This window comes from Acinetobacter sp. NIPH 542 (assembly GCF_000369825.1).
GTDB classification, from domain to species: Bacteria; Pseudomonadota; Gammaproteobacteria; order Pseudomonadales; family Moraxellaceae; genus Acinetobacter; species Acinetobacter oleivorans.
In genome coordinates, this window is sequence record NZ_KB850205.1 from 322305 (window position 1) to 349269 (window position 26965).

21 protein-coding genes and 1 pseudogene are annotated in these 26965 nt (G+C 39.7%); 6 read left to right on the plus strand and 16 right to left on the minus strand.

All coding sequences use genetic code 11. The features are described from left to right. Nucleotides 1-84: 84 nt before the first annotated feature. The 4 genes from F886_RS04880 to F886_RS04895 all read right to left on the minus strand — a co-directional run bounded on the left by F886_RS04880 (nucleotide 85) and on the right by F886_RS04895 (nucleotide 3873). Nucleotides 85-2265 (minus strand): PhoX family protein, encoded by a 2181-nt coding sequence (locus F886_RS04880; protein WP_005302160.1) that lies wholly within the window; start codon nucleotides 2263-2265, stop codon nucleotides 85-87. A gap of 175 nt (nucleotides 2266-2440) precedes the next feature. Beyond that, the gene (tatC, locus tag F886_RS04885; RefSeq protein WP_005302163.1) at nucleotides 2441-3211 is read right to left on the minus strand and encodes a twin-arginine translocase subunit TatC; all 771 of its coding nucleotides are present in this window, start codon (nucleotides 3209-3211) and stop codon (nucleotides 2441-2443) included. Further along, nucleotides 3208-3642, minus strand: coding sequence for a Sec-independent protein translocase protein TatB (gene tatB / locus F886_RS04890; protein ID WP_005302167.1), 435 nt, complete (start codon nucleotides 3640-3642; stop codon nucleotides 3208-3210). The genes tatC and tatB overlap by 4 nt, the downstream gene beginning before the upstream one ends. A gap of 12 nt (nucleotides 3643-3654) precedes the next feature. Further along, entirely contained in the window at nucleotides 3655-3873 is a 219-nt protein-coding gene (locus F886_RS04895; protein WP_004794775.1) for a Sec-independent protein translocase subunit TatA, read from the minus strand. Between the two features lie 251 nt (nucleotides 3874-4124). Here F886_RS04895 and F886_RS04900 point away from each other — a divergent pair, with 251 nt between their 5' ends. Next, nucleotides 4125-5000: an AEC family transporter gene (locus F886_RS04900; RefSeq protein WP_005302172.1), complete on the plus strand. Its 876-nt coding sequence runs from the start codon at nucleotides 4125-4127 to the stop codon at nucleotides 4998-5000. 189 nt (nucleotides 5001-5189) lie between these two features. Here the strand turns inward: F886_RS04900 and rdgB are convergent, their stop codons facing one another. The 7 genes from rdgB to F886_RS04935 all read right to left on the minus strand — a co-directional run bounded on the left by rdgB (nucleotide 5190) and on the right by F886_RS04935 (nucleotide 13648). Further along, a complete protein-coding gene (gene rdgB / locus F886_RS04905) occupies nucleotides 5190-5816 on the minus strand; it encodes an RdgB/HAM1 family non-canonical purine NTP pyrophosphatase (RefSeq protein ID WP_005302175.1) in 627 nt (208 codons plus the stop codon). 175 nt (nucleotides 5817-5991) lie between these two features. After that, a complete protein-coding gene (locus F886_RS04910) occupies nucleotides 5992-6579 on the minus strand; it encodes a tetratricopeptide repeat protein (protein ID WP_013198993.1) in 588 nt (195 codons plus the stop codon). After that, nucleotides 6576-7169, minus strand: a complete 594-nt coding sequence (gene metW, locus F886_RS04915) for a methionine biosynthesis protein MetW (protein WP_001217230.1) — start codon at nucleotides 7167-7169, stop codon at nucleotides 6576-6578. The genes F886_RS04910 and metW overlap by 4 nt, the downstream gene beginning before the upstream one ends. Beyond that, nucleotides 7169-8329, minus strand: coding sequence for a homoserine O-succinyltransferase MetX (gene metX, locus F886_RS04920; RefSeq protein WP_004641065.1), 1161 nt, complete (start codon nucleotides 8327-8329; stop codon nucleotides 7169-7171). The genes metW and metX overlap by 1 nt, the downstream gene beginning before the upstream one ends. Before the next feature lie 83 nt (nucleotides 8330-8412). Next, complete coding sequence (leuA, locus tag F886_RS04925; protein WP_005302180.1) at nucleotides 8413-10110, minus strand: 2-isopropylmalate synthase; 1698 nt, start codon at nucleotides 10108-10110, stop codon at nucleotides 8413-8415. Nucleotides 10111-10568: 458 nt separating this feature from the next. Next, nucleotides 10569-11252 carry a Fe2+-dependent dioxygenase gene (locus F886_RS04930; RefSeq protein WP_005302183.1) on the minus strand — a complete coding sequence of 228 codons (684 nt, stop codon included), beginning with the start codon at nucleotides 11250-11252 and terminating at the stop codon, nucleotides 10569-10571. A gap of 107 nt (nucleotides 11253-11359) precedes the next feature. After that, on the minus strand, nucleotides 11360-13648 hold the full coding sequence (locus F886_RS04935) for a TonB-dependent receptor (protein WP_005302186.1): 2289 nt from the start codon (nucleotides 13646-13648) through the stop codon (nucleotides 11360-11362). A 414-nt stretch (nucleotides 13649-14062) separates the two neighbouring features. On the opposite strand from F886_RS04935, the gene tig reads away from it, so the two are divergent. The 4 genes from tig (at nucleotide 14063) to F886_RS04955 (ending at nucleotide 18485) form a co-directional block, all read left to right on the plus strand. Then, nucleotides 14063-15397, plus strand: coding sequence for a trigger factor (gene tig / locus F886_RS04940; RefSeq protein WP_005302190.1), 1335 nt, complete (start codon nucleotides 14063-14065; stop codon nucleotides 15395-15397). Between the two features lie 193 nt (nucleotides 15398-15590). Then, complete coding sequence (gene clpP / locus F886_RS04945) at nucleotides 15591-16196, plus strand: ATP-dependent Clp endopeptidase proteolytic subunit ClpP (RefSeq protein ID WP_003654845.1); 606 nt, start codon at nucleotides 15591-15593, stop codon at nucleotides 16194-16196. 105 nt (nucleotides 16197-16301) lie between these two features. Then, nucleotides 16302-17615, plus strand: a complete 1314-nt coding sequence (gene clpX / locus F886_RS04950; protein WP_005302193.1) for an ATP-dependent Clp protease ATP-binding subunit ClpX — start codon at nucleotides 16302-16304, stop codon at nucleotides 17613-17615. 153 nt (nucleotides 17616-17768) lie between these two features. Continuing rightward, complete coding sequence (locus tag F886_RS04955) at nucleotides 17769-18485, plus strand: DUF2846 domain-containing protein (RefSeq protein WP_005302195.1); 717 nt, start codon at nucleotides 17769-17771, stop codon at nucleotides 18483-18485. A 24-nt stretch (nucleotides 18486-18509) separates the two neighbouring features. On the opposite strand, the gene F886_RS04960 is transcribed toward F886_RS04955, so the two are convergent. From F886_RS04960 to F886_RS19630, 5 genes and pseudogenes are all read right to left on the minus strand, one after another. Further along, a complete protein-coding gene (locus F886_RS04960) occupies nucleotides 18510-19064 on the minus strand; it encodes a DUF2059 domain-containing protein (protein WP_004794750.1) in 555 nt (184 codons plus the stop codon). A gap of 142 nt (nucleotides 19065-19206) precedes the next feature. Beyond that, nucleotides 19207-20733 (minus strand): fumarate hydratase, encoded by a 1527-nt coding sequence (locus tag F886_RS04965; RefSeq protein WP_005302199.1) that lies wholly within the window; start codon nucleotides 20731-20733, stop codon nucleotides 19207-19209. A 228-nt stretch (nucleotides 20734-20961) separates the two neighbouring features. Continuing rightward, the gene (gene pta, locus F886_RS04970) at nucleotides 20962-23106 is read right to left on the minus strand and encodes a phosphate acetyltransferase (protein WP_005302202.1); all 2145 of its coding nucleotides are present in this window, start codon (nucleotides 23104-23106) and stop codon (nucleotides 20962-20964) included. A 41-nt stretch (nucleotides 23107-23147) separates the two neighbouring features. Then, on the minus strand, nucleotides 23148-24350 hold the full coding sequence (locus F886_RS04975) for an acetate/propionate family kinase (protein WP_005302205.1): 1203 nt from the start codon (nucleotides 24348-24350) through the stop codon (nucleotides 23148-23150). Further along, a pseudogene (locus tag F886_RS19630) lies at nucleotides 24332-24452 on the minus strand (hypothetical protein). Before F886_RS19630 ends, F886_RS04975 begins: the two are co-directional and overlap by 19 nt. A gap of 659 nt (nucleotides 24453-25111) precedes the next feature. Between F886_RS19630 and edd the strand changes: the two are divergent. Next, complete coding sequence (gene edd / locus F886_RS04980) at nucleotides 25112-26965, plus strand: phosphogluconate dehydratase (RefSeq protein ID WP_005302207.1); 1854 nt, start codon at nucleotides 25112-25114, stop codon at nucleotides 26963-26965.

Consider the following 26965-nt stretch of genomic DNA (forward strand, 5'->3'; position numbering starts at 1 on the left):
TGATAGGTTTGTGAAATAATTGATTGTTTAGTCAAAAAAAAGAAACCTGCATAAGGCAGGTTTCTTCTATTTTGGTGAAAGAGATTATTTTTTCACAACAGATGGAGCAATTGGGTCGGCAGTGATATAGCCAACCGCTGCTGCAAATTTATTGCTGTAGTTTGTATTAATCGCTGTATCAATTTGCGAAAGTAAATCTACACTGATACCAGTACGAACACCGTTAGTTTCTTTATAGAAACGATTCCATTCATCACCTGGATGTTGGAAGTTACTCATGATGTAAGTCCAACCGTTTACTTCATCGACTGCGTGTAGACCAGTTGATTCTGCACCTGCTGGTGTAGACAAGATACGGATGAGCTGTTTAGTGTCGACATTGTAAGCCCATAAGAAGTTATTTAAGTGGTTACCAGAGTCTTCACCGATAAATAACGTACGTAGCTTTTCAGAGAACTTCAAGTTGTCAGGGCTAGCAATCTGTTCTGGATCAGCAGTGTTACCTAAGCTGTCAAAGCTAATGTCTTTACCTTTAATGAGAAGACTAGATTGGCTAGGTACCCATTCACTGTTAATTGCTACATTTGAGCTGTCTTTTTGGCCGCCTGTCAGTTTATGCTCCAAAATACCACCAGCCGTGATTTTCGGGAATTTAACGTTGTGCTCAGCAAGGTAGCCGCTACCACCTTCAACCATTGAATCAACAATGTTAGCTAAAGCTGAATATGCGCGTTTATCTGCAATATTTACAGTCGTACCTTCGTTCTTGGTCAATGCCATTGAAGCACCAACGTAAGCCGCATAACGGTGTGTCTCAAGGAAAGCCGCTGCAAGTTTAGTTTTGTCGCTGTTATCTTTAAGCTTGAGATAAACACCAGTTTTGCTCAAATAAGTAAATTTAAAACCTTGAGCTTCTAATTCTGCTTTTTGAGCAGCTTGTTGTAGTTTTAAGCGATCTTTCGCAGCTTTTGCTAAAACTTGTTGTTCAGGCGTACCTTTATCTCCAGCATCAATAGCTTCAACTTCTGCTGTCGTTGCATCGCTTGGATATTTGGCAATTTGTAGAACCGATTCGAAAATATCAGTTCCTTTGATACCGCTCTTGATTAGGTTTTCAATCTCTACACTTGTTGCATGACCAAGCTTGATCCATGAGATCTGACCCGTCGTTGTATCTGTAAGTACTGTTGTATATTTTGCAACGTAAAGTGTGCCGGCAGATAGGTCTTTCTCTTTATCTGCAACAAACATGAAGAGACCACCATTGGTATAGTCGTCACCCATCAAAACTGTACGGTTATCTGGGAAAACTTGTACAAGCTCATGTGAAATACGGCCTAAACAGTAGTGCTTTGTCACACGACCCGTACCATCTGCATTAACGGTAATTTCTGGTAAATGACCGTAGTTATATGGGTTAGCCGCATTTTCATCACCATATACATTTTTACTGAATGCTTTAAGTGTTGAAAGTGATTGACCTAACTTTTGGTTGAAAGCATCTGGCTCATATTCTTCACTCGATAAATGAGTTCCCCATGGTGACAAGCTTGCACCACAAGTAATCCATAAACCGTGCGCACTTGAAGTGTCTACATTGTGATATTTGATTAAAGTCAAATGACCAGTTTTTGGGTCTTGATCTAAAGTAAGCACTGCAATCGGAGATGATAATTTACCGTAAGTATCACCACCATTTTGGTCTTTTGATAAATATTCAAACTGAACTACATGGAACACTGGGTTACCAGTTACACCTAATGCTTTCTTGTCTGCATCTGTGAAATCTTTGCCAGTCGCTTGTTTGAAGCTAATCAGAGAACTACCATCTGGACAGTCAGAGAAGAATTGACGTTCTTTACCTGCAACTGATTTATCAATAATTGGCTTATTATTAATGTCAACATAACCACCCGCGATAATCTTTCCGCCTTTACCATCAGGAACTTCTGTACCTGTTAAGAAGAATGGTTTGTAAGCAAGTTGATATTCGGTTTTACTGCCATCTTCCCATGAAATAGCAAGCTTTGATGCACATGCTGTTGTTGCGATCTCTGCTACAGTAGACGGTGCAGGCATTGACGTGAACGTTGCATTTTTAAAGTTAATTGGTTTTGATGGAGTGGTAACGTCTGAATCATCATTACTATCGTTACATCCTGCTAACGTTGCTGCCGTAGCCATCGCACCTAATGGAAGAAAAGGGATCCCCGTAAACCATTTTAAAATGTCGCGACGTGTTGGGTGGTTAGAAGCAGTTGTCATAATAAATCCGTAACTTTTGTGAGTATATTTGTTGAGTTGATTCTATGGACTGGAAATGACACTTTTCTTACATTTTTAAGTCACTTTGAAGACAGTTTATTGCTTTGTAGATTAAAAAGTGGTCTATATAAAAAAGCCTGAACTTAGAGGTTCAGGCTTTTTCTTAAATATTATTTTATTCAGCAGATTGAGCTTTTCTTTTCTCAAGAATTTTACCGAACAATAATCCAAGTTCGAAAAGCAACCACATCGGTATTGCCAACATCACCATAGAAATTGCATCTGGTGGGGTAATGAACATGGCTACAAAAAAACAGCCCACAATGATAAAACGTCTTTTTTCAGCAAGACTTTTTGTATTTACCACACCAATTAAAATCAGTAGAAGCGTCGCGATTGGAATTTCAAAAGTGACACCAAAAACTAAAAACAGCTTTAAGCAAAAGCTTAGGTAGCTATTAATATCCGTCATAGGTGCAACAGTTTCAGGCGATACACTAATAAAGAAATGTAAAATCGCAGGAAGTGTAATGTAGTATGCAAAGGCAACTCCGGCATAAAACAAAACGATACTACCGATGAGTAATGGCAGCGCTAAATGACGTTCTTTTTGATATAACGCTGGGCGGACAAAAGTCCAGATTTCATAAAGAATAAATGGCATTGCCAGCACAAGCGCGACAAATAAATTGAGCTTAAACGGCGCCATAAAGGTTGCAGTTACATCTGTTGCAATCATTGACGATGATGCTGGAAGTTGCAGCCTTAAAGGTTCAGATAATAATTGGTAAGTATGGTTTCGAAAGGGTAATAAGCAAAAGAATAAAAATAATGTTACCCCGACAATCCTAAATAAATGACGTCTTAAAACGACCAAATGATTCATGATTGGCATTTGGTCTAGATTTTCTTGCGTATTTACAGTCGTTGAAGGCAGTTGGTTCATACGGCAATCTTCAATTTAACGGGAGGTGTTTCTAAAGTGTCGCTTTCAGATACCAAAGGTGTAAATTTGGCAAGAAAGGGCACTTCATAATGACCCGATACAGGGGAGTACATCGTAGACTGAGATATAGTTTCAGCTACCTCAGTTTTTTCTGAGTTGTCTGAAGTAGTCTGTTTTTGTATTTCTTCAAGTTGTTGTTGTACTTTGCGTTCTAGTGCTTCAATGCGGTTGAGTTCTTCTTGCATTTCTTTTCGAAATTCAGAAAGACGCAACTCTTGATCAATCTCATTTTGCAAATTGGTAATATAACGTTTTAGGCGAACATACCAGCGACCAGCAAAGCGTGCGGCTTCTGGAAGTTTATCTGGGCCTAAAACTAAAATTGCAATAATTGCAAAACAGAGTAGCTCTGTCATTCCTACATCAAGCATGGTGGAAAACCTTTAGCTTTTCACTGATGTGCTGTCAGGGGTTTTGACTTGGGCATCAATTGTACGTGGAGTATTAAGAGCAGCAGTTTCGTCTTCTTCACGAACTGATTTTTTAAAGTCTTTTACTGCACCGCCTACGTCTTTACCGATATTTTTTAATTTAGATGTACCGAATAATAAAATAACGACAATTGCAAAAATAACGACGTGCCAAATAGATAAACCGGCCATGATCTTATACCTCTTTTCAGTTTGCTTTATATCAACAGGTTGCCATGACAACAATGTGACATTTATATGTCATTTTTAAGACAATAACTGTCAGTCCAAATCTAAAAGGGTAATTCTATAAAGGTTGTATTTAATTTTTATTTTGGAGAGAGCTGAGAAAGTGAAGCTTAAATTACTTGAAATGGAGAGTACATTTCATTTTGAAAAGGTGTAGCATAACAACCTGATTTTGATGAGTGAGAGGAGAAAACGTGGCGTTATTATTGCCAATATTGGCGTTTATCACTGGACTTTTACTTGCTCAAACTTCTCTTTCAGAAACGATAAAACCTGTTCTTTCAGCTTGGCTTGCCCGCTTACTGATTCCAGTTGTGATTATTTACAACATGGTATTTTATCAGCCGGGTAGTTTGAGTTTGATGCTCTTTAGCTTCGGTTCAGCATTTCTTATTTTCTTTGCTTATTTAGCTTTATTTAAAGACAGATTATTAGCGCTTTGCGTAAGTTATACCAACATGGGCTGGCTCGGTTTTCCTTTTGCCATGGCTTTATTCGGCCCTGATGCTATGGCCCCAATTGTTGCACTATATATTGGTATGTCTCTTTTTGGAAATGCATGGGCTGTTACGGCAGTCACTACAGCACCACAAAGTAAGCTCAGCATATTAAAAAAGGTTTTAACTTCTCCTCCGTGTATTTCAATCTTTTGCGCGCTTGTGCTCAGGTTGTTAGGTGCTCAACATATCGAGCATCCTGCCATACATTGGGTATATGAGGTTGCTAAGTTCGCAATGACATTTGCTGGAATGTGTGTATTGGGAATGTGGTTACGTCGTACTCGAGTGCATTTAAAAGACTTAATCTACAGCACCAAAGCTCAAGCATTTAAGGTGGTGTGTGGACTTATTCTTTGTGGCTTAACTTATAGATTTCTACCGATTCCAAATATAAGTCAGCAAATTGGAGTCATGTTTTTAATGTTCTGTCTGCCACCAGCAGCCAATATTGTAGCGCTAGAAACCCATTATCAAGGAACAGGAAGATCTGCGGCTTATATCGCCTCAGGGACGATTGTGAGTTGTGTGTGTATTGCGATTTATGCAGTGTTTTTACATTTCCCACTATAATTTTTAAAGTTCTTTCCCCACATTTGCGTGTGAGAAGGCGGCATGGATGCCGCTAGTTAGACTGTGGCACAAGGACGTGCCATCAGTCTAACAAAAGATTTTTGCTTACTTTTCATCTTTGAAAAGTAAGATTTGCCTATACAAAGTTTAATATGTTTTAACGCTGCATATTGTGGCCATGTGATCAGCTTACTTCTGCAAACTCTCTCTAAATAACTGCATCGCTTGTCCACGATGACTAATCTTATTCTTGTCTTCTTTAGAAAGTTCAGCACTAGAAACTTGTAGCTCAGGTAACCAGAACAGAGGGTCATAACCAAAGCCATTTTCACCGCGTGCAGCTTCTAAAATTTCGCCGTGCCAGATGCCTTGGAAAATTTGTGGCAGAGGATCTTCAGCATGCGTTACTAAAGCAAGTACACACACAAACATGCCTTCAATCACTTCACCATTTTTACGAAATGGCAAAAGATCATTTAATAATTTGGCATTGTTTGCTGCATCGTCACCGTGTTCTCCAGCATAGCGTGCAGAATAAATGCCAGGTGCGCCGCCTAAGATAGGAACACAAATGCCTGAGTCATCAGCCATAGCAGGTTTACCTGAAATTTGAGAGGCATGACGAGCTTTAATAATGGCATTTTCAATAAAGCTTAAGCCATCTTCAATTGCATCGGGAATATTAAGGCGACCTTGAGGAATAATTTCTACAGGTAACTTAAGCTGTTCGAAAAGTTTTTCAAACTCAGCGACTTTACCTTTGTTATTGCTGGCAAGAACTAAACTGCCCTGATCAAACCAATGTGGGGTAGACATAATAAAACCAAACTTTATAGCTAATATCGAACGTAAGTTATGTTACGTGTTTTTTAAGAGGGGATATAGAGGGAAATAAATAGAATATAAAATGGGACAACCTAAACTAAAGCCACCTTGTAGAGCATACAAGGTGGCTTTAGTCGAGTAAGGTTTTTTTACGGATGAACCGTTATTATTGTGCTTGAATCCATTTGTCTGCACGGTCACGCGCTGTACGGATTTGTTCTTGAGTTAAGTTCGCCGCTAGAGCAGTTTTCTTACCTTCAGATAGGCTAATCACTTTATTATCGAGCATGCCATCACGAGTTGAAAGCTCATACCACTGGTAAGCACCTACGTAGTTTTTCTTTTGCTCTTCCATCATCGCGAGGTTGTAGCTTGCACGGTTATCACCATTGCTTGCTGCTTTTTCAAAGTATTTACGAGCCATTGACTCATCTTTTCTAACACCAATACCGTCGGCGTACATACGACCTACGTTGAGTTGTGCTGGTGATAAACCTTGATCAGCTGCCGCTTTAAACCATGCGAAAGCTTGTTTTTCGTCTTTTTCTACATCTTTACCATATTGGTAGTGTGTACCAAGGTAAAATTGCGCGCCTGCTTGACCAGCTTTTGCAGCTTTCTGAAGGTCATTAACCCCCATTGTTGAAAAGCGTGCAGCCTGACTCGCAACCGATTGTGGCTGGGCGATATAATCTGCATGAGCCTGCATACTTAGCAGTCCTGCAAATAGTGTGCTAAATAATGTCTTTTTCATAGTGCACTCACTCGATAAATAGCGACTTCACCAAACAAATTAGGAACATGTTTGCTTAACAGGCTTCCCTGCTGATTTCCATTGACGGCGAGTCGATTAATAATTTGTATCTGATTTTCAGCACAGAGTGCTTCGAAATCTTTAAATGTACATAGATGAATATTGGGGGTGTTATACCACATATATGGTAAAGCATCCGATACAGGCATCATTCCTTTTAATGCAAGAAAAGAACGAGTCTTCCAATGCGCAAAGTTTGGAAAAGTAATAATTGCCTGTTTACCCACACGCACCATGTCTCTTAATAAAACATCCGGTGCATCTACAGCTTGCAAAGCCTGTGCCATAACCACATAGTCAAAAGACTGGTCAGCAAAACGGCTCAAACCGAGATTCAAATCTTGTTGAATAATATTTAACCCGCGACTGACGGCAATTGCAATCTTTTCTTGATCAATTTCTAAGCCATAAGCACGAATTTGATGCTTTTGGCTCATATGAGCGAGTAATTCACCATCACCACACCCCAAATCGAGTACGCTTGAGCCTGGTTTAATCCACTTTTCTGCCAGTTGTTGATCAATACGCATTAGCTTGCCTCCAGTGACGTCGATTTTAAGAGTTCTTCACCGCCTAAGAAAGCGCGCATTGTTTTTACATACAATGGAATCGGGAATAAGAACGAGTCATGTCCTTGTTCCGCATCAATATCGAGGTAACTTACTGGCTTATGATTGGTAATGAGTGCATCAACAATCTCTTGAGAGCGACTTGGTGTAAAACGCCAGTCTGTTGTAAAAGAAACGATCAGGAACTGACATTTTGTTTTACCCATCGCGTCTGTTAACGAGTGGTTGTATTCACGTGATGGATCAAAATAATCCAATGCTTTGGTCATAATGAGATAAGTATTGGCATCAAAGTTACGGCTAAACTGTTCGCCTTGATAACGAAGGTAGCTTTCAACCTGAAACTCGACATCAAAACCATACATAAATTTGCCTGATTTTAAATCACGACCAAATTTTTGTTTCATGGCTTCTTCTGAAAGATAGGTAATATGACCTACCATTCGGGCCAAAATCAGGCCGCGTTTCGGGTAGCTATCATTTTCCAAATAACGACCATGATGGAAGTCTGGATCAGACAAGATTGACTGGCGAGCAACCTCATTAAAGGCAATATTTTGTGCTGAAAGCTTTGGCGCACTGGCAATGATGACACATTTTTGTAAGCGGTCAGGATAGTCAACCGACCATTGTAGTGCCTGCATGCCCCCTAAAGAGCCACCAATAACAGCATACCAAATATTTACACCCAACCGGTCAGAAAGCATGGCCTGAGTTTTTACCCAGTCACGTACCGTTACTAATGGGAAATCTGGTCCATAAGGGCGATTATCATTTTCAGGATTTGGGGAAGTTGGGCCAGTTGAGCCATTACACCCACCAATATTATTTAGCGAAACTACAAAAAACTTATTCGTGTCGATTGCTTTACCCGGGCCAATACAACTATCCCACCAGCCAGCTTTTTTATCATCTTCGTGGTGATAGCCCGCTGCATGATGATGTCCAGATAAGGCATGACAGATTAAAATAGCATTTGATTTATCTGCATTTAAAGTGCCGTAAGTTTCGACCATTAATTCAAAACGTGGCAAAACACGGTCACATTCAAGATGTAATGGTTCTTCAAATTGGAACTTTTGCGGAGTGACTAACCCCACTGAATCAGCTGGAAAAGACACGGGAACATTTCGCCTTTTAAATCTTTCAGGAATAAAAAGAAAGGATACCAAGCTAGGTATCCTTTCCAAAGTCTTTTTTTTAATTAAACAGCGGCGGCAACAACCTGATCTGTACTTAAAACGCCTTGATCAATCAAACGGTTAGTACATGCAATAATTGCTTCAATTGATGAGGTGACTGTATTGTCATGAACACCAGCACCAAATGAACCTCTGCCTGTACCTTTGACTTGAAGTTCAATTAAGGTTAACGCTTTGGCATTTGCACCTGAACTAATACTGCGTTCTTCATAGTTCAATACGTCAATTGGTAACTGAAGTGCATTTAAGAATGCAGAAATCGGTCCGTTACCTTCACCACGAAGTTGTTGTGTTTCACCTTCGACATCAACATCAAGTTCGATGATTTGAGTACCATTAATGTCAGATAATCTGTAGTTTTTAACTGTGTAATGATGGTTTTTCACATCAACATACGTGTCTTTAAATAAGGTCCAGATTTCTTTTGCATTAATTTCTGTACCATTATCATCAGCATATTGTTGAACAACCTGACTGAACTCGATTTGTAAACGACGAGGCAACACAACGTTGTAGTTCGCTTCTAATAAGTAAGCGATACCGCCTTTACCAGACTGACTATTTACACGAATAACTGCGTCATAGTCGCGGCCCAAATCTTTCGGGTCGATTGGCAAATAAGGCATATCCCAGATTTCTTCGTTTTTCTGGTACTCGAAGCCTTTTTTGATTGCATCCTGATGTGAACCAGAGAATGCAGTAAATACCAAGTCACCTGCATATGGATGGCGAGGGTGTACAGGTAAACCAGTACATTCTTCAACCGTTGCAATCACTTCATTAATGTTAGAGAAATCTAACTCTGGCGCTACACCTTGGGTGTACATGTTCAATGCAATAGCTGCAACGTCAACGTTACCCGTACGTTCACCATTACCGAACACACAACCTTCAACACGGTCAGCACCCGCCATAATGGCAAGTTCTGATGCAGCAATACCACAGCCACGGTCATTGTGGCAGTGAACAGAAATGATCACACCATCACGACGTGCCAAATTACGATGCATCCATTCAATTTGGTCTGCATAAACATTTGGCGTAGACACTTCTACAGTCGCGGGTAAGTTTAAAATCACTTTATGGTCAGGACGTGCATCCCAAATTTCTGTGACGGCATCACAGACATCTTTAGCGACTTCTAATTCAGTTGCAGAGAAACACTCTGGGCTGTACTGGAAAATCCAGTCAGTTTGAGGATATTGCGCCGCATATTCTTTAACTTTTTGAGCAGCATTAATTGCTAATTGTTTTGCGCCATTAACGTCTACATTCAACACCTTTTGACGGAAGGTTGGAGAGTTAGAGTTATAAATATGCACAATTGCGCGTTTAGCACCTGCCAAAGATTCAAAAGTACGTTCAATTAAATGATCACGTGCTTGAACCAAAACCTCAATGTATACGTCATCAGGAATATGATTTTCTTCAATCAACATGCGAGTAAAATCGAAGTCAATTTGAGACGCGGAAGGGAAACCGATTTCAATATGTTTAAAACCGATTTTTACAAGCATTTTGAACATTTTGAATTTTTGTTCCATGTTCATCGGTTCAAAAATTGCTTGGTTACCGTCACGTAAATCAGTACTCATCCAGATTGGCGCTTTTGTAATTTCTTTATTTGGCCATTGGCGATCTGGTAAATCCACTCGTTGGTACATACGGCGGTATTTTTTGCTTGGGTCAGCCAACATCATGAGAAAACTCCTTGTCTCGTAGCGCAGTTGCTCTGGATATATTTAAAAGGCAACGTCTCTACTTAATATATGGTATCTAATTCAGAAAAATTAAAGGGAACTTCAAAGTGCTGCTTTAGAAAGCAGACAAAATTTTTATACGCGCGCTTGGCGCAGCATCAGGAGTTGCGGATGATGTCTTGCTTGAGTAGGCTGGGCAAACAAGTAATTCGTTTTCATCTCTAGACCGTGAAATAATAAGTTTGATGGTTTGCTGGTAATCTTGATATTTAGATATATCACATCTAAACAATGATTACACCTTGTGCAAAATTCTTATCGTAATTTTAATCTCAGAAATTAGAAAATAATTTTCTAATTTTGCGCAGTTTTATATTTATGAGAAAATAATTTTCATATTTTTGCCAAATTAAGGTAAAAGAAATTATATGATCTCAATAAGGCAAAAATAAATGTAGTTATAGCTCTGACCACATTCGAATTAAATTATGATAAATGTTGGTGAGCTTCATGACTTCTGGATAGTTATCGCCGTGTGATTTACGTAATTCTCTAATACTTTCATCTAAGTTAAATAAAAGATGGCGTTTACTATCGTCGCGTACCAAACTTTGTACCCAGAAAAAAGAGGCAAAACGAGTACCTGAAGTAATACTACTAACTTCATGCAGGCTGGTCGAAGGGTAGAGTACTACATCACCTGCGGGTAATTTGACCTCGTGATAACCATAAGTGTCTTCAATAACGAGGTCCCCGCCTTCATATTCATCAGGTTCGCTTAAAAATAGCGTACAAGATAAGTCGGTGCGGAGCTGCTCAGAAGTACCACGGATAAGACGAATTGAGTTGTCCACATGGAAACCGAAGCTTTCATGTTCATCATAACGATTAAAAAGTGGTGGAATAATTTTGTGGGGTAGAGCCGCAGCCTGAAACACTGGATTTTGCCAAATTGCTTTAATGACAATATCACTTAAATGATGAGTAAGCGGGTCTTGTTCAGAAAGCTGCTGATTTCTTTTAACAGAAGCAGATAAGGTGCCAGCAGTCACTTTTCCACCTACCCAGTTGGCATCTTCCATGAGTTTACGAAACTCGGCAACTTGCTCTTTGCTTAAAACATTGGGGATATGATGAATCACAGCAAACACCTTTTAATATAGATACTTCATTTGTAAAAATAGCCTCGTGATGAGGCTATTTTATATGAACTTTAATTAATTCCATAAATAAATTATGGAATTTAACCTTAGTACTTAAAGTTAATCGCTAAGACAGCATTACGGCCATTACCTTCAAATGCGTAGTGAGCTGCATGTGCACTTGTGAAATAACGCTTATCAGAAATATTATTAATATTAAGCTGTAAGTTTACGTTCTTGTTCACGTCGTATTTAGCCATCGCGTTGTAAATAGTGTAGGTTGGTAAGTATTTCGGAGCAGTTGTGTTCACAAAAACTTGATCACGGTATTCAACACCAGCACCTAAAGTCAATTGAGGCATAACTTTATATGTAGACCATAAAGTCGCGCTGTTTTTAGCTACGAATGGAAGCGGTTTACCTTCTTGAGCAACGGCATTATATGCAGCCTCAGTGATTTCACTATCTAAATAGCTATAGCCTGTAGAAACATCCCATTTGTCAGTAATCTTTCCGTTTAAACTAATTTCAAATCCATCAACTTTACTTTTACCAGCATTGGCTGTCGTGTTCGGATCAATTTGGATACGTGTATTTTGCTTTTCAGTACGGAAAACTGCTGCTGTTAAATTAGCACGGTTATTAAATAGGTCCCATTTAGTTCCTAACTCGAAAGTACGAGCTTCTTCTGGTTTTAGATCATTTGCACTCGCACTTGCAGCCCCTGAGTCGCTAATAGAATCTGAACCTGTATCACCTTCAGCGAGCACACCTACTGGGTTTGCTGAAGTAGCATAGCTTAAATAAATACTACCATCTTCTGTTGGTTTAAAAACTAAACCAGCTTGGTAAGAGAAGTAATCTGTATCACTTTCTAGTTTATCGCCAGCTTTATGAGGAGTACGTCCACCTACGTCTTTATTGTATTTTTTCTCAGTTTCAAATTTATCCCAACGAACACCTAAGTTAAGTAACCATTGTGGATTAAATTCGATACTATCTAAAGCATATACGCCTACATTATGACTACGAGTGGTCGATTGTGCTGTAATAGTTCCACGTTTGTCTGTGAATGCACCATTTCCTGGATTATTTAAACTCGTACACCAGCCATTTGCTACAGCAGCGGCTGAAGTACAGTTTTGAATGTTGCTGTCTAAAATGGTTGAGGTAGTTTCACCAGCAGCATTAGTAAATGTATGTACACCTTGATCAGTTTCTTGGAAGCTCCATTCAGTACCGACATTAAAAGAATGTTTTAATGAACCAGTATTAAATTTACCTCTTAAAGAAAGTTGATCGCTATAAGCATCGCTATCCAAAATACGACTTAAAGCACGACGAGCAATTGTGCCTCTGTAAATATTACCCTTAGAGTCATCAGCATTCGTATAAACATAATCAGATTTAGATTTGTTGTAAGTTGCTACATTTGACAAAGTAAGATTTTCATTAAAATCATGTTCTAATTTAAACGTACCAATATGGTTTTCACGTTTATCGAAATCACGTGCTTTCCAGCCATAGTAGGTACCCGCTTTTACATCAACAGGTTTACCATCACCAGGAGTTACAGTAACTCCAGCTGGAGGAGTTGTTGGATTTGCGTTGTTAAACGGAATACCTGCATCAGGTTCATCATTACTACGTAAATAGTAGTAGCTCAGTGTTCCGCGAGTTGCAGTATCTAGGCCAAATGCAAGACTTGACGCAATACCAGCACGAGCATATTCTGCGCCGTTACTTTGACCAGCTTTTTCGTTTTCATGGCCCATAATAACAACACGACCAGCAACTCCGCTACCAAAGTCTTTGTTGGCATCGAGTTGGATATGACGATAGTTGTCAGTACCACCTTGAACACTACCTTGGTAAACGTCACCTTCATGAGCAACTTTAGGGATTAAGTTGATACTTCCACCCACGCTACCACCACCACCAAGGGCAGAAGAAGAGCCCTTAATAACTTCAACTTGTTCGATGGCAAACATATCGCGGCTTTGTGAAGTTGTATTACGAACACCATCGACATAAATAGAAGATTGACCGCTATAACCGCGAATGTAAGGCATATCTGTAAACGGTGTACCGCCTTCACCCGCACCTAAAGTAATGCCTGGTTCGTAGCGTAAAGCTTCGAGTAGGGTATTAGAGTTTGTATCTTTAATTAATTTTTGAGAAAGAATAGAGACTGATTTTGGTGTGTCTTTGAGGGGAGCCACGAATTTAGAATTTGCTGACTGATCTACTTTTAAAGATTCTTCTTGAGTCGCTTGAGTATGAATCGTTGGTAATTGTGAAATTGCTTCTTGTGCCATGGCTGTTGTTGCAATCATTGATAACGAAGAAGCTATCGCAGAAGAAACAATTTTTTTACGTGTTCTAATCAAAGACATGACTTCAGGACTCTAAAACTAAAAGGTTATGCGAATAATAATAATTCTTATTTATATGTACAGTTTGTGTTAATTGGATTTGCCAATTGAATTATGAAGAAAAAGTGAATGATTGAATGGTGAATTGTACTTTTATTTAGCTAATCTACTGATTCTTAGTAATTGTTTGTAAAAACGATTAAATTTAGATTTTGATTGTAATTTTAGATTTATGAAGAATAACTAAAAAATTAGTTTTACTTAAGGTCTTATGAAAAATATTTAAAGAATCATAAAATTACTGTGAAATTTACGAGAATAACGAGGCTAACTAAAATGAAGTGATCGGTTAATTTTGTATATCTTGAAAGTTGTCATATAATACAGCACTTTTAAAAAAACTGTTCCTACTCACTAATTTTTATCGAGGAAGCCATGCAAGTAACGACTGAAGCGGTTTCGGGCGTTGCCCGTCGTTTAAATGTGTCTGTACCGACGAGCCGTATTAACGAGCAATTTGAAGCTCGTTTGAAGCGCACTGCCAAAACTGTGAAGATCAACGGCTTCCGTCCAGGTAAAGTACCTGAAAACGTTGTTCGTCGCGAATACGGTGCGGGCATTTATCAAGAAGTTGTAAATGACATCATTCGTGATAGCGTTTTTGAAGCAATTCAACAAGAAAAAATCAATGCGGTAGGAATGCCGAACATTGATAAAGTTGAACATAAAGAAGATGCTTTAGTTTTTGAAGCGACTGTAGAAGTTTATCCAGAAGTTACAGTACAAGCATTCGACGGTTTAGAAGTTGAACGTAAAACAGCTGAAATTAAAGATGCTGACGTTGATGCTATGATCGAAAACTTGCAAAAACAACGTCAAACTTGGGCTGTTACCAAGGGCATGGCGAAAAAAGACATGCAAGTGACTTTTGACTTTGAAGGCACTATCGACGGTGAAAAGTTTGAAGGCGGTTCTGCTGAAGACTTTAAACTCGTATTAGGTTCAGGTCGTATGATTCCTGGCTTTGAAGACGGCATCGTTGGCATGAAAGCTGGTGAAGAGAAAGTAATTGATGTTACTTTCCCAGAAGATTACCAAGCTGAAAACTTGGCTGGTAAAGCAGCTCAGTTCAAAATCACTGTGAAGCAAGTTGAAAAATCAAAACTTCCAGAAATTGATGCTGAATTCTTGAAAATCTTCGGTGTAACTGAAGAAGAAGGTGTTGAGAAATTAAAAGCTGACGTTCGTAAGAATATGGAACGTGAGGTTCGCAATGGTTTACGTAACCAAGTTAAACAAGCTGCTTTTGATGCACTTGTTGCTGCGAACGAAGTTGAAGTTCCAACTGCAATGGTTGCTCAAGAAATTGACCGCCAACGTCAACAAATGGTTCAACAATTCACTCAACAGTTCGGTGGTGCAGGCGCGCAATCTTTTGACAAGAGCATGCTTCCTGACGAATTGTTCAAAGAACAAGCAGAGCGTTCTGTTAAGCTTGGCGTATTGGTAAGCAAAGTTTTAGCTGACGCTAAACTTGAAGTTGACCAAGCTCGCGTTGATGCTTACATCGATGACATGGCTTCTTCTTACGAAGATCCAACTGAAGTGATTGAATACTTCAAAAATGATGCTCAACAACGTGCTCAAATCGAAGCAGTTGTATTAGAAGATCAAGTTGTTGATCACATCTTAGCTGGTGCTAAAGTGACTGACAAAGCTGTATCTTATGATGACTTATTGAAAGAACAACAAGCTCGCCGTATGGGCTAATCTTTTAAGAAGTCAGAAAAAGGCGCCTTAGGCGCCTTTTTTGTTTTTCTTTATGTGGTCAATTTGAGTGCGACATTAAGTACTTAGGTATAAATAATATAATATTTCAGTGCGAACCTTTTGCAATTTGAGAAATTATCCCGCATATTGTTGCCATAGGTTAAGTCACAAAAAATTTAGGAATAAATAACGTATGTATGTTCCAACAATTGAAAATGCTTTAGTTCCTGTTGTGGTTGAACAATCTTCTCGCGGCGAACGTTCTTTTGATATTTATTCACGACTTTTACGTGAGCGCGTCATTTTTTTAACAGGTGAAGTTGAAGATAACATGGCAAATCTAATTGTTGCCCAAATGTTGTTTTTAGAAGCTGAAAATCCTGATAAAGATATCCACCTTTATATCAACTCTCCAGGTGGATCTGTGACAGCGGGCATGGCTATTTATGACACGATGCAGTTTATTAAACCTGATGTCGTAACATATTGTATGGGCCAAGCTGCTTCAATGGGTGCATTCTTATTAAATGCTGGTGCTAAAGGCAAACGCTATTGTCTAGAAAATGCCCGTGTCATGATTCACCAACCATTAGGTGGTTTCCGCGGTCAAGCATCGGATATTGAAATTCATGCGCGTGAAATTCTATTTATTAAAGAACGTTTAAACCGCTTAATGGCAGAGCATAGTGGTCAAGACTACGAAACTGTTGCTCGTGATACTGACCGTGATAACTTTATGACAGCACAGTCTGCTAAAGAATATGGTTTGGTTGATCAGGTGTTAAGTAAGCGTCCATAAGGACCTTCTTATATAAATAACTTGAGATGTTGAAAAAGATCTCCATTTAGTTATTTATGCAGTGCATCTTGCCCTAATATTTAAGATTCTATTTGTGGAGTGAATATGTCCGAACATCCTCAAGGACAAAAACATTGTTCATTTTGCGGTAAAACGCAGTCTGAAGTCGGGAAACTGATTGCAGGTGAGGACGCATATATTTGTAATGAGTGTGTGGATGTCTGCTTAGACCTTGTACAAACCAGCCAACAGGTTGAAGCAGGGGACTGGGCGAGTAAGGCATTGCCAAAACCACATGAAATACGTGCTGCGCTTGATCAATATGTAATTGGTCAAGATCTTGCCAAAAAGACATTATCTGTTGCGGTTTATAACCATTATAAACGCCTAAAAGTTGGTCATAATGGCCATGTGTCTAAAGAAGTAGAAATTGCTAAAAGTAATATTCTATTAATTGGACCTACAGGTTCGGGTAAAACTTTACTTGCGCAAACATTGGCTCGCCTTTTAGACGTTCCATTTGCAATGGCAGATGCAACGACATTAACCGAAGCTGGTTATGTCGGCGAAGATGTTGAAAATATTGTACAAAAACTTTTGCAAAAAGCAGACTACGATGTAGAGAAAGCTCAGAAGGGCATTATCTATATTGACGAGATTGACAAGATTACTCGTAAATCTGAAAACCCGTCAATTACGCGTGATGTTTCTGGTGAAGGCGTACAGCAAGCATTGTTAAAAATGATTGAAGGTACAGTGGCTTCTATTCCTCCGCAAGGTGGACGTAAGCATCCGCAACAAGAGTTTATCCAAATTGACACTTCGAATATCTTGTTTATTTGTGGTGGTGCCTTTTCTGGTTTGGAAAAAATTGTACAGCAGCGTCAAGAGAAAGGCGGTATTGGTTTTACAGCTGATGTTAAAAACAAAGATGAAACCAAAAAACTTGCTGAATTGTTCCGTCAGGTTGAGCCAACCGACTTAGTGAAATTTGGTTTAATTCCAGAATTCATTGGTCGTTTACCAGTGATTGCGACACTTGAAGAGTTGGATGAAGAAGCATTAATGCAAATTTTGACTGAGCCAAAAAATGCATTAACTCGCCAGTATCAATATCTTTTTACTATGGAAAATGTTGATCTGATCTTTGAAGATTCTGCATTGCGTGCTATCGCGAAGAAAGCACTTGAACGCAATACGGGTGCGCGTGGTTTACGTTCTATTATGGAGAACGTGCTGCTTGAAACCATGTACGATTTACCAAGTCGTACTGACGTTGGGACAGTCATTATTAATGAAGCAGTCATTAATGGTGAAGCAGAACCTGTTTATAAAGCAGAGCGTCAACCTAAAGAAGCTGCAACACATGAAAGTGTTGCTAAGGCAGATTTAAAGGTTATTGATTCGAAGTCTGCATAGATTTCATTCATCTAAAAAGCATGAATCACGCGAGTGATTCATGCTTTTTTTTGTTTTCAATTTATGTGCGCGGTGTTAATCTTAAAAATACAAAATACGCATAGTTTTGCGTTGTAAAAAATAAATCAAAAACAAAACGCTTTGAGGGATGCCATGCGTTATTTAATCGTATCTTTGTGCTGTGCCGGACTGTTTGTGGGCTGTCAAAGTTCATCTCATTTAGAAAAAAATACGGGTGAATTGACTGCAACCTTACCTAAAGTTGATGTTGAAAAAGAACCTGGTTTATTTGATCAATATCATGTGGGTGGTTTTGCTGTAGGTGGTTGGGTTAATCAAAAATTGGGTCAGACTTTTGTTCCAGTCAAACCACAAAATCAACAAGCTGCTGTTGTTTATCTTTACCGACCAGACACGAAATGGAATCGTCAGGAAATTGCGGCAATAAATCTCTTTGTGAATGGCAAGCGTATTCCGAGTCTATTACATAATCATTATTACTGGATTGAATTGCCAGCAGGGACTTATCGTCTTTCTGCAAGCCGGCCTCTACTTGGTATTCATTTTCAAGAACCGAAATATATTGATATCACTGTTGAGGCGGGAACGTCTTATTATTTGAAATATGATGAAGAGAACAAAATGGACCGTGGCGAACACACTGGCCCATTTATGTTAATGCAAGACAATATTGGACGTAGAGAGATAGCGTTTACTGAGCTTAAATCTTCTAGCTACAACTTTGTGGCTGAAGATGCTTCAGGAAAGATACGTCATAAACCACAGGAATTAAAACCTGCTAAATATGATGAAAAATCAGATGTACATCTGATTAAGCCATTTAAATTATGGAATCCTTTAACTTGGTAAGGGCCTACAAAAGATAAAGAAAAGTTAAGACTTTTCTTTATCTTTCATGAGTGGTGCAAGAATTTTAAGCATCTCTTCTTGCATATGATCCCTTGCTTTAGGGTCATTAAAGGTCTGTTGTCCTAACTCCATCATATATTCTGAAATTTGCCCCATAATCTGCACGTTCTTACGTGTAATTGATTGGCCTTCTGGAGTTTTCAAAAACTTTAAATTTGCCTGAATTTCTTCTTCAGTATAAGTCTTAAGATAAATATCCTGTAAGGCTTGAGCGGTTTTGGGGTTACTAATGAGCTGATTGCTCGAATCTTTCAAAAGTAAACCTAACTTCTTCGCGGCCTCTTTTTCTTTTGGACCTAAAGTTTTGATACCCGTGATATTACTAACGATCTGTTCTGCCTGTTGATCATAGTAAGGCGTTAATTCATTAATTGATTCTTTAAGCAGGTAATCAATTTGGCTCATTTGCATGAGTTCTTTGACTGAACTTAATTTGGCAGGAGAAGCAAATAAGCTTGTTGTAATACAGCTTAAGCAGAGACTGATTGAAAGATTTTTAAGAATAGGGCGAATAGTCATGAAATGACCTATATTCAATATATGGCGAGAGAGTGCATTTATTAATAGCACAGATTGAAGAAGCAATTGTTACAATTCTTTTCAGATTTTAAAATAAAAAAAGAATGCAAAAAAAAAGCACCGAATTCGGTGCTTTTCTTGATTAGCCAGCTGCTGCATCGACTACTGGAATTTTTCCAATTTTCGCTTGCCAGATTTTTGGAGCTACTGCGTGAATTGAAGTACCGTTTACATCAACTGCAACAGAAACAGGCATATCTTCAACTACGAATTTGTAGATTGCTTCCATACCTAAGTCTGCAAACGCAACAACTTCAGCTTCGCGAACAGCTTTAGATACGAGGTAAGCTGCACCACCAACTGCCATTAAGTAAGTTGCTTTGTTGTCTTTGATTGCTTCAATTGCTGTAGGGCCACGATCAGCTTTACCGATCATACCGAATAGACCAGTATGTTCGAGTACTTTACGTGTGAATTTGTCCATACGTGTTGCAGTTGTAGGACCAGCAGGACCAACGACTTCATCACCCACAGGATCAACTGGACCAACGTAGTAAATAAATTTACCTTTAAGATCAACTGGTAATTCTTCACCGTTGTCGATCATTTCAACCATACGTTTGTGTGCAGCATCACGACCTGTGTACATTGTTCCGCTAAGAAGTAATGTATCACCCGGTTTCCAAGAATCCATTTCTGCTTGAGTAATGGTATCAAGGTTTACACGCTTAGATTGTGAAGAGTCCCAAGTTACTGAAGGGTAGTCTTCAAGTTTTGGTGCTTGAATATGAGCTACACCTGTACCATCAAGCTGGAAGTGAGCATGACGAGTAGCAGCACAGTTAGGAATCATACCAACTGGTTTACCAGCAGCATGACATGGGTAATCTTTGATTTTAATATCAAGAACAGTCGTTAAACCACCAAGACCTTGAGCACCAATACCAAGTGCGTTTACTTTTTCAAAGATTTCGATACGAAGTTCTTCGATTTTGTTCTCTGGTCCACGGCGAAGTAATTCGTCCATGTTGATTTCTTCCATGAGTGCTTCTTTAGCAAGCATCATGGCTTTTTCAGCAGTACCACCAATACCAATACCGAGCATACCTGGAGGACACCAGCCTGCACCCATTGTTGGAACAGTTTTAAGTACCCAGTCAACAATCGAGTCAGATGGGTTAAGCATTGCAAGTTTAGATTTGTTTTCTGAACCGCCACCTTTAGCAGCAACAGTAATATCTACTTTGTTACCCGGAACGAGTTTGTAGTGAATTACAGCAGGGGTATTATCTTTTGTATTTTTGCGACCAAATGCTGGGTCAGCAAGTACAGATGCACGAAGAACGTTGCTGTTTTCAAGGTAACCTTGGCGAACACCTTCGTTTACCGCATCGTCTAAGCTCATTGTTAAATCAAATTTAACATCTAAGCCCACTTCAAGGAAAACGTTAACAATACCAGTATCTTGGCAAATTGGACGATGACCTTCCGCACACATGCGAGAGTTAATTAGAATCTGTGCAATTGCATCCTTTGCGGCTTTGTTTTCTTCGCGATCATAAGCACGGCTCATCGCTTGGATAAAGTCTTGCGGGTGATAGTACGAAATAAACTGTAGGGCGTCCTTGATCGATGTAATCAAGTCATCTTGTTTGATAATCGTTGTCATACCAGAAAATCTCTTGAGCGGGCTGTTAGCTAGCGGGCTAAATTATATGATAAAAAGACAGTGTTGTGGGAGATTGGTTGATCTTTTGACCGAAAGTCGCATAAGAAGATATTGAAGTGATTTAAATGCCAGAAATCGGAAAATTATTTATTTTTGAATGACTAGAATAAAAAAAGCCATTTGAGCGGACATCAAATGGCGAGAGGTAGTAAAGGTTAGTTATATTAATTATTTGGCAGCGGCTTGCTGTTCTGCCTGAATTGCGGTTAATGCAATGGTAAAGACGATGTCATCTACTAATGCTCCACGAGACAAGTCATTAACAGGCTTGTTTAGGCCTTGTAGCATTGGTCCAACGCTCACAACATTTGCAGCACGCTGTACTGCTTTGTAAGTGGTATTACCCGTATTTAAATCAGGGAAAATAAATACATTTGCACGGCCAGCAACGCGTGAGTCTGGTGCCTTTTGACGTCCCACACTTTCAACTGAAGCTGCATCGTATTGAAGTGGACCATCAATCAGTAAATCAGGACGACGTTGTTGAGCAATTTGAGTTGCTTGCTGCACTTTTTCAACATCTGCACCTGTTCCAGAAGTACCAGTTGAGTAGCTGATCATGGCAATACGTGGGTCAATTCCAAATGCTTTCGCTGAGTCAGCTGACTGAATTGCAATTTCAGCAAGTTGCTCTGCTGTCGGGTCTGGGTTAATTGCACAGTCGCCATACACATAAACTTCATCTGGTAAAAGCATAAAGAAGATTGATGAAACTAGTGAATAATCAGGGGCTGTTTTGATGAGCTGAAATGCTGGGCGAACCGTATTTGCTGTGGTGTGTACCGCACCTGAAACTAAACCGTCGACTTGATCTAAGGCTAACATCATGGTGCCAAGCACAACAGTATCTTGAAGCTGTTCTTTCGCTTGAAGTTCGTTGAGTTTACCTTTACGTAGCTCAACCATTGGTGCAACGTATTGGTCACGAATACTATCAGGGTCAACAATTGCCAATTCAGCAGGTAATTCAATACCACGTGCTTTTGCAACATCCTGTACGACATCTGGTTTAGCTAGCAAAATACAGTCAGCAATACCACGTGCCTGACAAATTGCTGCAGCTTGTATGGTGCGCGGTTCATCACCTTCAGGTAGTACAATTCGTTTTTTCGCGGCAATCGATTTTTGTACCAGTTCATGACGGAAAGCCGATGGCGACAGGCGAGGGGTGGCAGCATTGTTGCTGTGCTGTTTAAGCCATTCAACATCAATATGACTTGAAACAAATCGGGTCACTTGCTCAGCACGTTCAGTATCATCTGTTGGAATTTCATTACCAAAATTAGATAAACGCTGAGCGGTTTCAAGTGTGTTTAAACGGGTATGTAAAATCGGCAATCCTTGTTTAATCGCACTTTGACAAAACTCTAAAAGCTCAGGTGCTGGTGCTTCTCGTTCTGTAAGTACCAAACCAGCCAAAGGAATACCATTACTAGTTGCTAAACTACTTGCGAGTAAAACATCGGTACGCTCAGATGCACTAATAATCAATTCGCCTGCAATAAATTTATTCAGTTCATATTCAATGCTTGAAGCAATTAAACTCGAATGCAAAATACGACGTGTTTTCGCTTCACCTTGATGTACCCATTGTCCATCAATGACATTCGCAATATCGAGAGTTCTCGGTACGCTTAGCGTGTTACTAAATGGAACCAAACCAATAATTGGTAAATCGCTAGAGCCGAAATAACGATTATATTTTTGCAGTTCGGTCGTAAATTTTGCGATTTCTTCAGTTGGTCGTAACGATGGATCAAAAGCAACAGGAATTTGAGCTGTTTCTTCGGTTAATCCACGGGTACGCATAAAGAGTACACCAGCAGTACGATTTGACGCTGCTCCACCGAACTGGCGTAAATGAGCATCTACTTTTTCTGCGGCTTTTTTCGGGTTTTGAATATCTGCTGTGCTGACCAGCACGACTTCTGCATCAAGTGCTTGTGCAAGACTTGCGTTGAGCTCACTGGCGAAGTGGTCTTGTCCGTTAGGTAATAAGCCTTCCACAATAATGACATCGTGGTCTGCTGCAACGCTACGGTGGAGGCTGACAGCTTCTTCAAGTAATTCATCTACTTCCCCAGCGGCAATAAGCTGAGTTAATTTTTCATGCGAAATAGATTGAACAGTTTTACTTTGAAATAGATGACCAAATAATGAAGTGGTTCGGTCAAGATGCTCTTGGTCTTCTTGAGAAAATGGTTTTAAAAAGCCTGCTTTAATCCCGTTACAATCAAGTGCGTAAATCATGCCTAAACAGGCAGAGGTTAAGCCAACCCCTTCGCCTGTAGGAATCAATAAAATTGTATTCATATAAACCTATAAATAAATATCGAGTTTTCGCTGAGCTCTAATTAAGCAAGGCTTGCTACAGATGCTGTATTTTCTGCCGCTTCTACAACTTGACGAGTTTCTTTGGCAATACGACCTTCTTCATCTGTTGGAATAACCCAAATTTGAGGACCAGTTCCATTGTCGATTCGGCCTTCAGTGCCACGTTTTAAGTTATTGTTTTGATCTTTATCAAGCTGCAAACCAAAATGAGGTAAATAAGCTAAGGTTTTTTCACGAATATAAGCTGAGTTTTCGCCAATACCACCCGTGAAGATTAGACCGTCTAAAGTTGGCAAACCACAGCTTAATGCAGCAAGTGATTTTGCAAGGCGATAGCTAAACACTTCAATTGCAAGACAAGCATCTTCATTACCATTTTCAGCAGCTTCAATCACTGTACGCATGTCATTAGATAATTGCGATAAGCCTAGTAAGCCACTTTCATTATTTAAAACTTTATCAATTTTTGCTAAATCCCAACCGAGGTTTTTCGCAAGGAAGCTATGTAGGCTTGGGTCGACGTCACCACTACGAGTTCCCATCACAACACCTTCAAGTGGAGTAAGGCCCATAGATGTGTCAACACTTTGTCCATTCCACACTGCGCAAGTTGAACTGCCGTTTCCTAGATGCGCTGTTAACCATCCACCTTTTTTCAGGTTGCCTGAGAGCTCACTTGCTTTATCAGATACATAGGCGTGGCTCGTACCATGGAAGCCATAACGGCGGACATTGTGGTCAGTATATAAAAACTTAGGAATTGCATAACGGTATGCATGCGGTGGCATGGTCTGATGGAATGCAGTATCAAATACGGCAACTTGAGGTAATTCAGGAAATAGGCGTACGGTTGCGTCAATACCAATTAAATGTGCTGGGTTATGAAGCGGAGCCAAAGGCGTTGCTGCACGAATACGTTCAATAATTTCAGGAGTGAGTAATTCTGCTTTGGTTAAACTACCACCGTGTACAACACGATGTCCGATGGCTTGCGGTTTGTAGTTGGCAAGACGTGCAAGTAAAGTTTCTAAAGCTTTGGCATGGTCAGCATAAGGAATTGAAAGTTCAAGTGGTTCACCACCAACTGTAACTCCCTTAATACGAGCGTCAGCTGCCCCCAAGTTTTCTGCTAAACCGTAAATACGGTCTTCACGACGCTCTGAAACCAGTGCGTATTTAATAGATGAAGAGCCGCAATTGATAACTAATACTGATATAGCCACGTTGAAATACCCAAGTCCTGATTTAAAATAGTTTTCCTAACTTCCTGTTCAAGATGTATTATTTTTTTCATACAGATTGAACGGGTTGTCATGTTTTAACATGTGTTGTTTTTCTGTCCAAGATAGACTTTAGCCCATTAGACTTAAGCACTATCGACCATCAAATTATTTGTAACTAATATTTGTCCAGTATAAAGCTTAACCACTGTATTCCTTGTTTTTTTATATGCTTAGAAACGAGTTTTTTGTATATATTTATGAAAAAATAAACCTGAATGAAGGATGAATTTTAAATGGTAGAAACCAAACCGTTATTGAATAAGTGAGCTGGTTCTTTAAGTTAAATTTTAAGCATATATTACAAATAATATACGTAATTGAAATTAAGTTTTGATGGTATTAAGGGCGTGAAAAAAGAACCTAATATGGATTTATAAGTACTAAAAATTAGAATGAAAAGCTCATCATTTATATATTGTTAAATATATTTTATTATGTTGATTTACAATAAATTTACCGTATTTTTGAGATTTGGTTTAGCTGTAAATATACCTAAATATTAAATAAGTTTTTTGTCTAAAAGATAAACTCGTTATGTCTTTAAAGCTTGTACTGAGGCCATTACAGCAGCATTGGCTGGGGTTGCATGTCGCTTTTTGCCTGAATAATATTGTTCATCCTTTTTTCAAATGATCATAAAAAATATATCATTTGGTCTATTTTTCTTTTCCGGCTTATCCGGTTGTACAGGAGCGTCCAGCATGGACTTGCCGAATCCAATATTGGCAAAAGTGACCGAGCGTGTAATCGCCCGTAGTCAAAAAACTCGTTCTGCATATTTACAACGTATTGAACATGCACAAGGCAAATTTCCTGCTCGTGGGGCACTTTCATGTGCCAATCTGGCTCATGGTTTTGCCAGCATGGATGACAATGAAAAATTAATTATTAAAGTAGGTCGTGAACCAAATATTGGCATTGTGTCGTCATATAACGAAATGTTGTCGGCTCATGCACCCTATAAAACATTTCCAGATTTAATTAAAACAGCCGCTCGTGAAAATGGTGGCGTGGCACAGTTTGCAGGTGGTGTTCCTGCGATGTGTGACGGTATTACCCAAGGTAATGCTGGTATGGAACTCTCATTGTTCTCTCGTGAAACGATAGCAATGAGCACAGCGATTGCACTTTCTCATAACATGTTTGACGCAGCTTTGTGTCTAGGTGTTTGCGACAAGATTGTACCAGGCTTACTCATTGGGGCTTTGCAGTTCGGCTATTTACCTACTATTTTTGTGCCAGCTGGCCCAATGACTAGTGGGCTATCTAACGATGAGAAAGCTAAAATTCGCCAGCAATTTGCAACGGGTCAAGTTGGTCGAGATGCTTTGCTAGAAGCTGAGTCAGCTGCTTATCACGGACAAGGGACTTGTACTTTTTACGGTACAGCCAACAGTAACCAGATGCTGATGGAAGTCATGGGCTTACATTTGCCAAGCGCTGCATTTGTTCATCCTCACACACCATTACGTGATGCACTTACCGCAGAAGCTGCGATTCGTGTACTTGATTTAACAGTTGAGCGTGGAAACTACACGCCGATTGGTCATGTTGTCGATGAAAAAGCAATTATAAACGGCATCGTGGCGTTACTCGCTACAGGTGGTTCAACCAATCATACTTTGCATTTAATTGCGATTGCTCGTGCCGCTGGCATCTTGATTGACTGGGATGACTTCGATGAATTGTCAGCTGTTGTTCCATTGCTCGCAAAAATCTATCCAAATGGTAAGGCCGATGTAAACCATTTCCAAGCTGCGGGTGGGGTTGCTTTCCTCATTCGTAACTTACTGGAAGCTGGCTTGTTGCATAACGATGTAACGACAGTGGCTGGTAAAGGTTTGCAACATTACACCAAAGAACCAAAACTGATTGATGGCAAGCTCACTTGGGTTGATGGTGTGGTTCAAAGCCTTGATGACAAAGTTCTACGTAGCATTGACGAGCCATTTCAACCAGATGGCGGCTTGCGCTTAATGCAAGGTCGCCTTGGTCGTGGTGTTATCAAGATTTCTGCTGTTGCGCCAGAGCACCGTAAAGTTAAAGCTCCGGCAATCGTGTTTGATTCTCAAGAAGCAGTACAAGCAGCATTTGATCGTGGTGAGTTACACCGAGATTTTATTGCAGTCGTTCGTTTCCAAGGTGCGCGTGCCAACGGTATGCCTGAATTGCATCGCTTAACGCCTGTGTTGGGTGTTTTACAAGATCAAGGTTTCCACGTTGCTTTAGTTACTGATGGACGTATGTCTGGTGCTTCAGGCAAAGTTCCTGCGGTGATTCATTTATCTCCAGAGGCCTTACTAAATGGGCCGATTGCTAAAGTTCAAACAGGCGATATGTTGATTATTGATGCTGAGGCTGGCGTACTCGATGTTGAAATAGATGAACAGACTTGGCAGTCGCGTCCTGTTGCACAGCCAGAACATCAGGCAGAAAACGAAGTTGGTTTTGGCCGTGAATTATTTGGTGTTTTCCGTGCTGCTGCTGCGCCAGCTGAACATGGAGCATCTGTATTTGGTGCATTGGTTGGTGAAACTTCACCAGAGCAGATTTGA

Bases quoted from the DNA above. Each gene is read 5' to 3' on its own strand.
- F886_RS04880 (WP_005302160.1), bottom strand. From the start codon at position 2,265: ATGACAACTGCTTCTAACCACCCAACACGTCGCGACATTTTAAAATGG.
- tatC (WP_005302163.1), bottom strand. From the start codon at position 3,211: ATGAACCAACTGCCTTCAACGACTGTAAATACGCAAGAAAATCTAGAC.
- tatB (WP_005302167.1), bottom strand. From the start codon at position 3,642: ATGCTTGATGTAGGAATGACAGAGCTACTCTGTTTTGCAATTATTGCA.
- F886_RS04895 (WP_004794775.1), bottom strand. From the start codon at position 3,873: ATGGCCGGTTTATCTATTTGGCACGTCGTTATTTTTGCAATTGTCGTT.
- rdgB (WP_005302175.1), bottom strand. From the start codon at position 5,816: ATGTCTACCCCACATTGGTTTGATCAGGGCAGTTTAGTTCTTGCCAGC.
- F886_RS04910 (WP_013198993.1), bottom strand. From the start codon at position 6,579: ATGAAAAAGACATTATTTAGCACACTATTTGCAGGACTGCTAAGTATG.
- metW (WP_001217230.1), bottom strand. From the start codon at position 7,169: ATGCGTATTGATCAACAACTGGCAGAAAAGTGGATTAAACCAGGCTCA.
- leuA (WP_005302180.1), bottom strand. From the start codon at position 10,110: ATGATGTTGGCTGACCCAAGCAAAAAATACCGCCGTATGTACCAACGA.
- F886_RS04935 (WP_005302186.1), bottom strand. From the start codon at position 13,648: ATGTCTTTGATTAGAACACGTAAAAAAATTGTTTCTTCTGCGATAGCT.
- tig (WP_005302190.1), top strand. From the start codon at position 14,063: ATGCAAGTAACGACTGAAGCGGTTTCGGGCGTTGCCCGTCGTTTAAAT.
- clpP (WP_003654845.1), top strand. From the start codon at position 15,591: ATGTATGTTCCAACAATTGAAAATGCTTTAGTTCCTGTTGTGGTTGAA.
- clpX (WP_005302193.1), top strand. From the start codon at position 16,302: ATGTCCGAACATCCTCAAGGACAAAAACATTGTTCATTTTGCGGTAAA.
- F886_RS04955 (WP_005302195.1), top strand. From the start codon at position 17,769: ATGCGTTATTTAATCGTATCTTTGTGCTGTGCCGGACTGTTTGTGGGC.
- F886_RS04960 (WP_004794750.1), bottom strand. From the start codon at position 19,064: ATGACTATTCGCCCTATTCTTAAAAATCTTTCAATCAGTCTCTGCTTA.
- F886_RS04965 (WP_005302199.1), bottom strand. From the start codon at position 20,733: ATGACAACGATTATCAAACAAGATGACTTGATTACATCGATCAAGGAC.
- pta (WP_005302202.1), bottom strand. From the start codon at position 23,106: ATGAATACAATTTTATTGATTCCTACAGGCGAAGGGGTTGGCTTAACC.
- edd (WP_005302207.1), top strand. From the start codon at position 25,112: ATGGACTTGCCGAATCCAATATTGGCAAAAGTGACCGAGCGTGTAATC.